The sequence below is a fragment of the Mycobacterium sp. E2699 genome (assembly GCF_001666745.1).
Taxonomy (GTDB): Bacteria; Actinomycetota; Actinomycetes; order Mycobacteriales; family Mycobacteriaceae; genus Mycobacterium.
Genome location: NZ_LZJH01000147.1, coordinates 208,893 through 221,264, shown reverse-complemented (window position 1 = coordinate 221,264; position 12,372 = coordinate 208,893). Strand labels below are relative to the sequence as shown.

9 protein-coding genes and 1 pseudogene are annotated in these 12,372 nt (G+C 68.0%); 6 read left to right on the top strand and 4 right to left on the bottom strand.

The window, feature by feature from the left end; genetic code table 11:
• Positions 1-13: 13 nt before the first annotated feature.
• Genes A5696_RS26290 through A5696_RS26275 form a run of 4 tightly spaced genes read right to left on the bottom strand, consistent with a single transcriptional unit; the run spans position 14 to position 5,036 of the window.
• Positions 14-949 (bottom strand): SDR family NAD(P)-dependent oxidoreductase, encoded by a 936-nt coding sequence (locus tag A5696_RS26290; RefSeq protein WP_067884094.1) that lies wholly within the window; start codon positions 947-949, stop codon positions 14-16.
• Positions 950-2,806, bottom strand: a complete 1,857-nt coding sequence (locus A5696_RS26285; protein ID WP_067884092.1) for an NAD(P)/FAD-dependent oxidoreductase — start codon at positions 2,804-2,806, stop codon at positions 950-952.
• Complete coding sequence (locus A5696_RS26280; protein WP_067884257.1) at positions 2,803-4,179, bottom strand: SRPBCC family protein; 1,377 nt, start codon at positions 4,177-4,179, stop codon at positions 2,803-2,805. The genes A5696_RS26285 and A5696_RS26280 overlap by 4 nt, the downstream gene beginning before the upstream one ends.
• Complete coding sequence (locus A5696_RS26275) at positions 4,176-5,036, bottom strand: SDR family NAD(P)-dependent oxidoreductase (RefSeq protein ID WP_067884090.1); 861 nt, start codon at positions 5,034-5,036, stop codon at positions 4,176-4,178. The genes A5696_RS26280 and A5696_RS26275 overlap by 4 nt, the downstream gene beginning before the upstream one ends.
• 185 nt (positions 5,037-5,221) lie before the next feature.
• Between A5696_RS26275 and A5696_RS26270 the strand changes: the two genes are divergently transcribed.
• The 6 genes and pseudogenes from A5696_RS26270 (at position 5,222) to A5696_RS26245 (ending at position 12,372) form a co-directional block, all read left to right on the top strand.
• A complete protein-coding gene (locus A5696_RS26270; protein ID WP_067884088.1) occupies positions 5,222-6,835 on the top strand; it encodes an SMP-30/gluconolactonase/LRE family protein in 1,614 nt (537 codons plus the stop codon).
• The gene (locus tag A5696_RS26265) at positions 6,835-7,575 is read left to right on the top strand and encodes a GntR family transcriptional regulator (protein WP_067884086.1); all 741 of its coding nucleotides are present in this window, start codon (positions 6,835-6,837) and stop codon (positions 7,573-7,575) included. Before A5696_RS26270 ends, A5696_RS26265 begins: the two co-directional genes overlap by 1 nt.
• Before the next feature lie 13 nt (positions 7,576-7,588).
• Positions 7,589-9,160: pseudogene (locus A5696_RS26260) on the top strand (AMP-binding protein); the annotation flags it as partial.
• A gap of 127 nt (positions 9,161-9,287) precedes the next feature.
• Positions 9,288-10,070 carry an SDR family NAD(P)-dependent oxidoreductase gene (locus A5696_RS26255; protein ID WP_082969141.1) on the top strand — a complete coding sequence of 261 codons (783 nt, stop codon included), beginning with the start codon at positions 9,288-9,290 and terminating at the stop codon, positions 10,068-10,070.
• Positions 10,067-11,206 (top strand): LLM class flavin-dependent oxidoreductase, encoded by a 1,140-nt coding sequence (locus tag A5696_RS26250; RefSeq protein ID WP_067884255.1) that lies wholly within the window; start codon positions 10,067-10,069, stop codon positions 11,204-11,206. The genes A5696_RS26255 and A5696_RS26250 overlap by 4 nt, the downstream gene beginning before the upstream one ends.
• The gene (locus A5696_RS26245) at positions 11,203-12,372 is read left to right on the top strand and encodes a sulfotransferase (protein WP_067884083.1); all 1,170 of its coding nucleotides are present in this window, start codon (positions 11,203-11,205) and stop codon (positions 12,370-12,372) included. The genes A5696_RS26250 and A5696_RS26245 overlap by 4 nt, the downstream gene beginning before the upstream one ends.

The following is a 12,372-nucleotide window of genomic DNA, read 5'->3' as shown; positions in this document are numbered from 1 at the left end:
CGGGCCCGTCCGGCTAGCCACGAAGCACGCCCCGATCGCTGGACCGGTGTGCGAGGTCGAAGCTGTAGCGGATGTGCTGGTGGTGACCGTCGGGAACCACCGGAAACACCAGCGGGGCCTCGATGTTTCGGATCGCGTCGAGGTGTTCGCCGACCTCCTCGACCGTCCAGGCCGGCCGGTGCACCCCGGGGCTTTCCGCGATGACCGCCCGCGCCACCCGCCCCGCCAACGCGATGAACACCTCCCCGGTCACCGAACAGCTTTCGTGGGCGAGCCAACCCACCACGGGCGCAACGAGTTCCGGACCCATCGGGGGGTAGGCCGAGGTGTCGATGCCGGCGGCCATTCTCGTCACCGCTGCCGGCACGATCACGTTGCACCGCACGCCGTCGGCCGCGCCTTCGAGGGCCGCGACATTGGACAGTCCGATCACGCCGGCCTTGGCGGCGGCGTAGTTGGCGACGTCCTGGTTTCCGTACAGGCCGCCGATCGAGGAAGTCAGCACGATGCGCCCGTACCCCGCGTCGCACATCACCGGGAACGCGGGCCGCACAACGTGGAACGCGCCGCGCAGGTGAACATCGAGCACCGCGTCGAAGTCCTGGTAGCTCATCTCCTTCAGCGAGCCGCGGCGGACGTTGCCGGCGTTGTGGATGAGGACGTCGACGCGTCCGTAGCTGTCGAGCGCCGCGTCGATGATGGCCTTGCCGCCGGCGGCGGTGGCCACCGAGTCGGTGCAGGCGACGGCCTGACCACCGGCGGCGACGATCTCGCGCACGACATCGCGGGCCGGACCGTTGTCGGCGCCGTCACCCGTGAGGCCGCCGCCGTGATCGTTGACGACGACCTTGGCGCCCCGTGACGCCAGCAACAGGGCGTAGCAGCGGCCGAGGCCTCGGCCGGCCCCGGTGATGACGGCGACGCGCCCGTCGAATCTCAGCTCTGCCATCTAAGTTCCGAGCACCAGGCCGTTCAGATCGCCCTTGGCGCGCCATTCCCTCAGCAGGTCGTCGAACGCGTAGAAACCGGGCGAGTAGGGCTCCCCGAGGAACGAGCGGATGCCCTCTCCGCCTCCGCCGCCCTCGTTGTTGTAATAGCCCGGCGTGCAGCTCACTTCGAACGCCGAGTTGTCGATGGCGAGTTCGCGGATCGTGGCAACCCAGTCGTCCTGACCCTCCTGACTCGGTTCGACGGTCGTGGCGCCGCGCTTGATGGCTTCGGAGATGATGTAGGCGATGTGTTCGGCCTGCTGCTCGAACATCGCGGTGGTGTTGGCCGAAACGCCGCCCTGCAGGAAACCGGTGTGGAACTGGTTGGGGAAGCCGCGAGTGGTCATGCCGTGCAGCGTCTTGTAGCTTTCGCGCCAGTGATCGAAGAGCGAAACACCGTCGCGGCCCTCGATCGCTTCGATCGCGTACCGGCGGCTGATCTCGGTGGAGATCTCGAAGCCGCTCGCGAAGACCACGCAATCGACCTCGTACTCGATGCCGCCCGCGACTATGCCGTTCTCCGTGAGCCGCTCCACCCCCTTTGACCCCGACACGTCGACCAACGTGACATTGGGATTGTTGAAGGTCGGCAGGTATTCGTCACTCGAGCACGGCCGCTTGCACAGGAACCGGTAGTACGGCTTGAGCGCCTCGGCGGTGTCGGGGTCCTCGACGATGTCGGCGATCCGGCGCCGCAGCCGCTCCATGATCTTGTAGTCTTCCTCCTCGCGCATCGCCATGATCTGCTCGATGCCCAGCGACGCGGGGTCGTCACTCGCGGCAATGCGCGCAGTCATGTTGCGCCCCAACTCGGTCCAGAAGTCGCAAACCTGGTCCGCCGCATCGAACACCACGCCCTCGAACGGCGACCACCGATGGAAATTGCGCTTGCGCTCCGCCTGCCACCCGGGCTGCAGCGATGCCACCCAGTCCGGGTTCGTCGGCTCGTTTCCGCGCTCGTCCACCGACGACGGTGTCCGCTGGAACACGTAGAGGTGCTGGGCATCCCGACCCAGGTGGGGAACCAGCTGAACACCCGTCGCCCCGGTGCCGACCAGCGCCACCCGCTTGTCGTGCAGCTTGTCCAGGCGGCCGTTGGCGTCGCCGCCGGTGTAGTCGTAGTCCCAACGCGCCGAGTGGAAAACGTGGCCTCCGGCGTCCAAGTAGTCCTGGATGCCGGGGATGCCGGGCAACTTCGGCCGGTTGTACGAGCCCTGCGTCATCACCACGAAGCGGGCGCGGATGTCGTCGCCGCGATTCGTCCGTAGCCGCCAGCGGTTGATCGAGTCGTCCCAGCGCACCGTGCGCACCTGGGTAGAGAAGATCGCGCCGTCGTACAGCCCGAAATGTTTGGCGATGCGGCGGCAATGCTCGTAGATCTCCGCCCCGTCGGCGAACTTCTTGCTCGGCATGAAGTCGAGCTCTTCGAGCATCGGGATGTAGCAGTAGGCGTCGTTGTCGCACTGGATACCGGGGAAGCGGTTCCAGTACCAGACGCCGCCGACGTCACCGCCCATCTCGATGATGTGCACGTCGTCGACGCCGGACTTCTTCAGGTAGGCGCCCGCCAGCAGGCCGGCGATGCCACCACCGAGGACCGCTACCTCGACGTCCTCGCTGATCGGCGTGCGCGGCGTCACCGGCGTATGGGGATCGACCTCGGCGAACTCGGCGAAATCGCCCGTGAGTTCCAAATACTGCTTGGACCCTTCGGGGCGCAACCGTCTGTCGCGCTCGTGCAGGTACTTCTCGCGAAGCGCGTCGATGTCGATGTCTTGCGGGACGTCGGTCGGCCCACAGTTGTCGAAGTGCGTCATCGGATCTCTTTCGGCTCACCGGTACCCATGTACTTCGACAGCTGGTAATGGAGATTGACGGTGCTGCGTTCGCGGTAAGGGTTGGGTTTGGTGCCAGGGAAGCCCAGCGATTTCATGCCCTGCTGCACGGCGGCCATGTTGGAGAAGTCCTGGGGGAGGACCGACAGCCAGCGCGGGTCGCCCACCGGGGTGTACTCCCATTCGGTCTGCGGCTCTTGGCCTTTCGGGTACAACTCGAATACCGACACCTCGAAGATGCATTTGTTCGGGTCGTAGCTGGGATGCGGACGCGCGCCGTAGCACAGCGCAACTGTCAGGCCCTGACCGATCTGGAAGTTCGGGAAGATCTGCCACGCCGTACCCGCCTGACCGAGGATGTCGGGCGGGATGGTCGGCCAGATCACGCCGCGGGCCTCGTCGTCACGCCGCGCCGCGGACAGCCAGTGCTCGAGCACCTTGTCGGGCGGCGTGCCCTCGGGCAGTTCGTCCACCAACCGCTTGGCGGCGTTCACCAGCGTCTCGGTGGTGGAGGTGTTGGTTTCCTCCATCGTGTAGATCTGCATCTCCGCGGTCGAAATACGCGGGTCGCCCGTGCCCAGTCGGATCTTGGACTTCGTGGCCTCCATGTCGTCGGGCGCGTCGTAGCCGATGTTGCTGTGCTTGCCCTGCGCCTTGGCCCAGCCCTTGAATTCGCCGAATTTGTTGAACTCCGGATGGGTTGTGTAGACGTGATAGGTCTCGTTGAAGGCCTCCAGCGCGACCTTCCAGTTGCACTCGAAGGACAGCCATTTGCGCCACTTGCAGCGCATGTTCTCACACCCGAACGGGTCGAGAATCTTGGCGGCGGGAAACAGGTAGTCGGCCAGCGGCTCGCAATCGGGGTCCATGTTGATCCACAACCAGCCGCCCCAGGTGTCGACCCTGACCGGCCGCAGGTGGGTGTTCTCGGGAGTCAGCGCGCCCTGCCAGTCCTGTTGCTCGCGGATGTGGGTGCACGTCCCGTCCAGCCCGTACGTCCAGCCGTGGAACCCGCACACGAACGACTTGCGGGCGCGGCCGCAGGCGTTCTTCGCGCCCTGCGGCGTGTCGATGAGCCGGCGGCCGCGGTGCATGCAGACGTTGTGGTGCGCGCGAAATTCGTTCTCACCGGTGCGCACCACGATGATCGAGTCGTCGAGGATGTCGTAGGTCAGGTAGCTGCCCACCTCGGGCAGCTCTTCGACGCGGCCCACCTGCTGCCAGACTTTTCGCCACAGCCTGTCGCGCTCGGCGCGGGCGTAGTCCTCGCTGATGTACGCCTCCACGCCGATCGTCATCGGCTTCGAAAGTTCCTCGGCCCCGGTGCGATTCGAGTCCTTGGCCAGATCGGTCAACACATCCTCCTGATGGCCGCGCGGAAGGATTCGTCCTTGAGGAACAACGAGGTGTTGTCGGCGTCCAGGTGGCTCCACTTGAGATCCAGGCCACCGTCGACGAGCAGCGTCTGGCCGGTGATGTAGCTCGACAGGTCGGAGAGCAGGAACAGGATTGCGCCGGCCTGCTCCTCGGGCCGGCCGCGCCGGCCCATCGCGATCGCCTGCCGATCCCGGTCCGGGTCCTCGTCGACGTAGGTGCGGGAGGCCGCGGTCTCGGTGACGCCGGGCGCCACGGCATTTACCCTGATTCCGGACATCGCCAGCTCGAGCGCCATCGTGCGGGTCATCGCCGCGATCGCGGCCTTGGCGGTCCCGTAGGCGATGTGGAACGGTGCGGTGTTCATGCCGCTGATCGACGAGATCGACACGATCGACCCGGGGCGCTGCTGCGCGACGAGTTCGGCCGCGATGGCCTGGCTCATGAAGAACGCCGTCTCGAGGTTGTCGGCGAAGATCTTGCGCCAGTCGCCGCGCGTCACCCGCGTCGACGGCATCCACGTCGACGGCTCGGCGCCGCCCGCGACGTTCACCAGGCCGTAGAGGTTGCCGTCGGCGCGCCGCGCCTGGTCGATGACGGCGGCGATGCCCTCGTCCGTCGACGCGTCGGCCGCGACGGGCACCACCGCCAAGCCCTGCTGCGCCAGCGGGGCGACGTGCTCGTCCAGGTTTTCCTTCGACCGGCTCACCGCGATCACCGTCGCCCCGGCGCGGGCGGTCATGGCGGTGACGGTGGTGCCGATGCCGCCGCCGCCGGCGCCGGAAACCACGACGACGCGCCCTTCCAGCCCTGGGAGGCGCCCGAGAAGATCGTCCATGACCTGCAATCTGCCGCGTCGCTTTGTCCGGACAAGATACAGCGTTCTGTCCTTTGGAGAACACTATTCCCATCGGCGGAGCGGGCTGTCAAGGTCAATCCGACGTGGTTCGGAAGCTATTGTCTGGACTAGGACAAGTTGATAGCGTCCAGCTCAAACGCCGGACGGAAGGACCTCGGCAGGATATGGCCATCGCGACGCAGCCATCCCGGTATGCGGTACCGCAGTCGAGCGGCGTCGCGGACGGCTGGCGACTCGAGAGGGTCACGGCGCCCAGCCGGCTGTTCGGCGCCAACGGCCTGCGCACCGGCCCCGACGGGCGCGTCTACATCGCGCAGGTCACCGGCAGTCAGATCAGCGCGCTGGATCTCGGCACCGGACGACTGGAAACGGTGAGCGCCAGAGGCGGCGAGATCGTGGCGCCCGACGACGTCGCGTTCGACGCGAGCGGGAACCTGTACGCGACCGAGGTGATGGACGGCCGGGTCAGCGTGCGCGACACCGCCGGTCGCACCCGGGTGCTGCGCGACGACCTTCCGTCCGCCAACGGAATCACGTTTCATCGCGACCGGTTGTTCATCGGCGAATGCCGCGAGGGCGGGCGCCTGCTCGAGCTCGACATGACCGGCGGGCCGCCACGGGTGGTGCTGGACGGCGTGCCCTCACCGAACGCGATGGAGGTGGGCCCGGACGGGCTGCTGTATTTCCCGGTGATGGGCGCCAACGCGATCTGGCGCGTCGATCCCGATGGCGGCGAACCACACTGCGTCGCAAGGGATCTCGGTGTTCCCGACTCGGTCAAGTTCGACCCGCGGGGCAACATCGTCTCGACCCAGGTGGCGAGCGGGCAGGTGCTGCGCATCGACCCGCGCAGCGGTGAACGGCGGGTGCTGGCGCAGCTGAGCCCGGGGCTGGACAACTGCACGTTCGCCGGCGACCGGGTGCTGGTATCCCACTTCACCGGCGAGATCACCGAGATATCGCCGGACGGCGCGACGCATACGGTGCTGCCCGGCGGCCTGAACTGGCCGCTGGATCTGAGCGTGGGGCACGACGGGCGGCTTTATGTCGCCGACGGCACGTACTTCTATGCGGTCCTGCCGGACGGGTCGCTGCATACGGTGGCGATGTTGTTCAGCCCGGGCTATCCCGGGTTCCTGCGCGGCGTGGCGTCGAGCGGCCCCGGCGAGTTCGTCGTCACGACCTCGGGCGGCCAGGTCGGCCGCTACCGGCCGGGGGCGAACGAAACCGAAGTGCTGGCAGACGGTTTCGACCAGCTCTACGGGATCGCGGTCGGTCCCGGCGGCGTGCTCGTCACCGAGTTGGGCACCGGACGGGTGCTGTCGTTGCGGTCGGGAAGCACCGAGGTGCTGGCCACCGGGCTGCGTGAGCCGGTCGGTGTCGCGGTCGACCCGGACGGGGTGTGCCTGGTGGCGGAAGCCGGCGCCGGACGGGTGGCGCGGGTGAGCGGGCCCGAGGCCGTCGGCACCGTCGTCGCCGACCTGGTTCGCCCGCAGGGTATTTGCGTGCACGACGGGGTGCTCTACATCGTCGACGCCGGCGCCAAGGAGTTGATCGCGTTCGATCTGGACACCGAGGTCCGGCAGACGGTCGCGTCGGGGCTGCCGGTCGGTGCCCCGCCGGGCGTGGTGCCCAGGCCGCTGAAAGGCATGCCGCCGTTTTCGGGTCCGCAGGGCCCATTCGCCGGCGTCGCCGCCACGGCCGACGGCACGCTCTACGTCTCGGCCGACGGTGACGGCAGTGTCCTGGCGTTGCGCCGGTCGCGGGGCGGCCGCTGATGTCCCAGGCCATTTCGAGCGAACACCGCTATCTGCAGATCGCGCGCACGCTGCGCAAGGAGATCGTGGACGGCGTCTATCCGGTGGGGTCGCAGCTCCCGACCGAACACCAATTGTGTGAGCGATTCGCGGTCAGCCGCTACACCGTACGCGAGGCGCTGCGCCGGCTGCGTGAGGACAACCTCGTCGCGTCGCGGCCCCGCGCGGGCACCCGGGTGGTGCCCCGGCCCGCGTCCAGTTCCTATGCGCAGGAAACGATGTCGATAGACGACCTGCTCGCGTTCGCGGCCGGCGCGCGGCTGACCATCGAGTCCAACGCGATGGTGGAGATCGACGACGAACTCGCCGCCCGGACCGGCCTGGCCGCCGGCACGCAGTGGTTGTCCGTGCGCGGCTACCGGCTGGCCGACGGCGCGCAGGTGCCGCTGTGCCGGACCGAGTACTTCATCAACCGCGATTTCGCCGCCGTCGGCAGACTGTTGCAGCGCCACACCGGTCCGATTTTCCCGTTGATCGAGGACCTGTTCGGCGTGAGCATCGCCGAATTGCGCCAGGAGATCGCGGCGGTGCTGCTTCCGGCCGAGCTGGCCGACGGACTCGGCGTCGCGGCGGGCACGGCCGCGCTGCAGCTGCGGCGCACATACAAGACCTCCGATGGCGAGATCGCGCAGGTGACGATCAACACCCACCTGTCGTCGAGCTTCCGGTATGCGATGACCATGCGCCGCGTGAATGACTAGGCGCGGTGAAGTGATGGACACGACACACGCGGCGGAAGCGTACCGGCGCGGGTTGTGGGTTACCACCACGCTGGCCGACGCGCTGCGCTCGGCCGCGCAGGCCTCCCCGGGGCGAACGGTGTTGGTGGACAAGGACACCCGCCTGGACTGCGCCGCGCTCGACGCCCAGGCCACCGCGTTGGCCCACGCCCTGCTGGTGCGCATGCCAACCGGCAGCGTCGTGTCGTTCATGCTGCCGAACTGGCACGAGGCCGCCGCCATCTATCTGGCGGCGACGCTCGCGGGGATGGTGGTGAACCCGATCCTGCCGTCGCTGCGCGACCACGACCTGCGCTTCATCCTCGAAGATGCCGAAACCGCCGCGATCTTCATCCCGCACCGGTTCGGCGGCCATGACTACGCGGCGATGCTCGAACGCGTGACCGCCACGCTGGACCGCGCCCCCGAAGTGGTGCTGGTGCGCGGCGAACACGGCGCACACACGCCCTACCCGACGCTGCTGGAGGGCCCACCGGATCGCACCAGGCTGCCGGCGCTGGATCCCGACGCCGTGCGGATGGTCCTGTACACCTCGGGCACCACCGGCCGCCCGAAAGGCGTGCTGCACAGCCACAATTCGATACATGCGCTGATCCGCCAGATCCGCGACCAGTGGAACATCGAGCCGGGCGACACGTTCCTGGTTCCATCGCCCATCGCCCACATCGGCGGGTCGATATACGCGTTCGAATGCCCCCTGTTGCTGGGCACCACCGCGATCCTGATGGACCGGTGGGATCCCTCGGCCGCGGTGGCACTGATGAACACCGAACGGTGCACCCACATGGCCGGGGCGACACCGTTTTTGCAGCAGCTGCTGTCCGCCGCCGAACGTTCGGGGAGTCGCCTGCCCCACCTGAAGGTGTTCGTCTGCGGCGGAGCCTCGGTGTCGCCGTCGCTGATCCGGCGCGCCGCCGGGTATTTCGACCGGGCGGTCGTCACCCGCGTGTATGGCTGCACTGAGGTGCCCGTCGCGACCGTCGGCGCCCCGCTACCGCACGAAGCCGACCGCGCCGCCGACACCGACGGCCGGGCCGGGATCGCCGAGATCAAGCTCGTCGCGCATGCGGCCGCGCCGGCCGGTGATGGAGAGGTCTGCGTGCGCGGCCCGCAGATGCTGCTGGGCTACCGGCACCCCGAAGACGATGCGGATTGCTTCGACCCGGAGGGGTTCTTCCATACGGGGGATCTCGGGCGCTGGGTGGACGACCAATACCTCGTCGTGACGGGCCGGGCCAAGGACGTCATCATCCGCAACGGTGAGAACATCTCGGCCAAGGAGGTCGAGGACCTGCTCGCCGACCATCCCGCCATCGCCGAAATCGCGGTGGTCGGGCTGCCCGACGACCGGACCGGAGAGCGGGCGTGCGCGGTGATCGTGCCCGCCGGTGAGCCGGGGCCCGATGTCGCCGACCTGCTCGCGCTGCTGAACAGCAAGGGGGTCGCGAAATTCAAGGCCCCGGAGCAGGTGGTCATCTGGGATGCGTTGCCCAAGAACGACGCCGGCAAGATCCTCAAACATCGGATCAGAGCGGCGTTGACACAATCGGCGATCGCAAGCGCGGCGGAGCCGGGCGCAGCGGGTCGCCGCCAGACGACACAATCGGCGATCGCAAGCGCGGCGGAGCCGGGCGCAGCGGGTCGCCGCCAGACGACACAGGCCGAGCCAGGGGATGGATAACATGCAGGTCGCGATCGTCACCGGCGCAAGCAGCGGCATCGGTCTGGGATGCGCAAGGAAACTTGCCGACGCGGGCATGGCCGTCCTCGGCGCGGGCCGCGACGAGGACCGGCTGGCCGCGCTGCGAGAGTCGATCGACGACCCCGAGCGGGTGGCGACGCTGGCCGTCGACCTGACCGACGACGACGCGCCGCGACGGATCGTCGACCTCGCCGTCGAGCGCTGGGGGCACATCGACTTCCTCATCAACAACGCCGGGGTCGGCAATCCCAAACCGCTGCACGAAACGGACGACGAAACGCTGGACTACTTTCTGGGATTGATGCTGCGGGCGCCGTTTCGGCTCGCGCGCGAGGTCCTGCCGCACATGCGGCCCGGATCGGCGATCATCAACATCACGTCGACGTTCGCCGTCGTCGGCGGGCTGCGCGGCGGCGCCTACTCCGCGGCCAAGGGTGGGCTGACCGCGCTGACCACCCACATCGCCTGCCAGTACGGCGCCTCGGGCATCCGCTGCAACGCCGTCGCGCCCGGGGTGACGGTGACGCCGATGGTCGAAAAGCGTTTGGCGGATGAGCGTTTCCGCAAGATCAACACTGAGCTGACCCCGCATCAGCGGTTGGGCACCGTCGACGACATCGCCGGCACCGTCGCCTTCCTGTGCTCGCCGGGGGGCAGTTTCATCAACGGGCAGACGATCGTCGTCGACGGCGGGTGGAGCTCGACCAGGTATCTGTCGGACTTCGCGCTGACCTCGGAGTGGATCGCGCGGTGAAGGTTTCGCCCGCCGCGTTCCTGCGCACCACGCTCCCGCTGGACCTGTCGGGCCTGGCCGAGCTCGATACCGGTCGATACCACTCGATCTGGCTGCCCGATCACATGGTGAGCTTTTGGCCCGACGCGCTGTGGACGCCGGAGTTCACCGACCTGGCGACGTCGTCGCCGTCGCCGCATCGCCACCTCGACGGCATGGCGGTCGCCGCCGCGGCGGCCGTGCTGACCGAACGGGTGCCGCTGGCCACCAGTGTCGTGGACACTGTGCGCCGCCACCCCGCGATGCTGGCCCAAACCGCGCTGACCATCGACCATCTCTCCCGCGGGCGATTCATCCTGGGCCTCGGCAGCGGTGAAAGCGAAAACGTCGTGCCCTACGGTTTCGACTTCGCCCGGCCCGTCGGCCGTTTCGAGGAGGCCCTGAAGGTCATCCGGCTGCTCTGGGCCGGCGACGGGCCGGTGGATTTCGAGGGGCGGTTCTACCGGCTGAACCATGCTCGGTTGGACACCGAACCCTACCAGGGGCGCTTCCCCCCGATCTGGATCGGCGCCAGCGGGCCGCGGATGCTCGACATCGTCGGGCGTTACGCCGACGGTTGGTGGCCGGCCGGGGCATGGACCCCCGACCACTACGCCGAGATGCTCGGCGCGGTACGGCAATCGGCCGAGCGGGCCGGGCGAGACCCGATGGCGATCACGCCGTGCTACGTGCAGGTGTGCCTGATCGGCGAAGACGACGACGCGATCGAGAAGATCGTGCGCGCCCCACTGGTGGCCGCGTTCTTGCTGCAGGTATCGGCTGAAGTCCTGCGCCGCTTCGGCTTTGACCACCCGATGGGGGACGATTGGGGCGGGTTTCACGACATCGACCCGACGACGTTGACGCGCGAGCGGATCGTGGACTTTCTCGAGCGCGTCGACCCCGACGCGATTCGGGCGGTGGTGCCGCACGGCACGCCCCGGCAGGTCGCGCGAACCATCAAGTCGTACGTGGATGCGGGGCTTCGGGTGCCCAAGATCCTGGACTACGGCGCCATGGCCGGACTCGAGTTCGGTGCCGCGTCGGCGGCCAACGTGCGTAAGACGGAGGACGAATTGTTGGCCTTGTGTGGTGCTCAGGGCGCAGGCCAAGCATGACGGCCGGTCTCGACGCGAACGCGATCCTTGCCTGCGCGCAGGCCGCGACGGGACTCGACGACTACGGCGACCCGACGCTGCCGGAGCGGTTCCGCCTGGCCGTCGACCACCTGAACGGTATCGGGATGGACGCCAACGGCATTGAGCGTGCGCAAAGCGTGTGCCACCGGCTGCTGACGTCGCGGCTGGAGTTCATCGAGGACCGCAACCGCTATCCGATCGCCGCCGAGGTGATCGACCACCCGATGTTCGTGACGGGAGAACCGCGCTCCGGTACCACGCTCATGCACGCGCTGATGGCGGTGGACCCGCACGCGCGTGCGCTGCGGTTCTGGGAGGTGATGTACCCGTCGCCGCCTCCCGGGCTTGCCCCGCCCGGCGACGCCCGTCGCGCCCGGGCCGATGCCGACTGGCGTGAGATCAACGCGAAGATGCCCAGGTGGCTGCTCAGCCACCCCTACAACGACATGCTCGGTGACGGCCTGCCCGAAGACGAGCGCACCTGGGCCTTCGATTTCCGGGTGATGACGCCGACCGCGTGGTGGCGGGTGCCGATGCAGACGCTGGTGGCCGGTCTGCCGACCGACCCCGTCGCACAGTACCGTCTGCACAAGGCGATGCTGCAGCAGTTCCAGTACCACCGGCCGCGAAAGCACTGGGTTCTGAAGGGTTTTCACGGCTTTCGCCTCCGAGAGCTCTTCGATACCTATCCCGACGCGAACCTGCTGTGGCTGCATCGCGACCCGGTCCAGGTGGCCGCGTCGCGCACCATGATGATGGCCGACATCCTCGACGGCATCGTCGGTCCCATCGATCTGGCGGTCGAGGCGAAAAAGCATCTCGAGATGACCCGGGCGAGCATCGCCAACACCATGACCAACCCTATGGTCGACGACCCGCGCATCCTGCACATCCCCTACGCCGACTTCATCGCGGACCCGGTCGCGACCGTCGGGCGCTACTACGCCTTCTGCGGGCGGGCCCTCACCGGCGAGGCCGAGGCATCGATGCGGGATTACCTGGCCCACAACCGCGGCGACCGCTACGGGAAGTTCCGCTACTCCACCCGATTGCTGACCGACATCGGCGAAAACCTCGACGACCTGCACGCCGAATTCGTGCCCTTCCGGAAGCGGTTCGGGGTCAGCATCGAACAGCGGGACTGA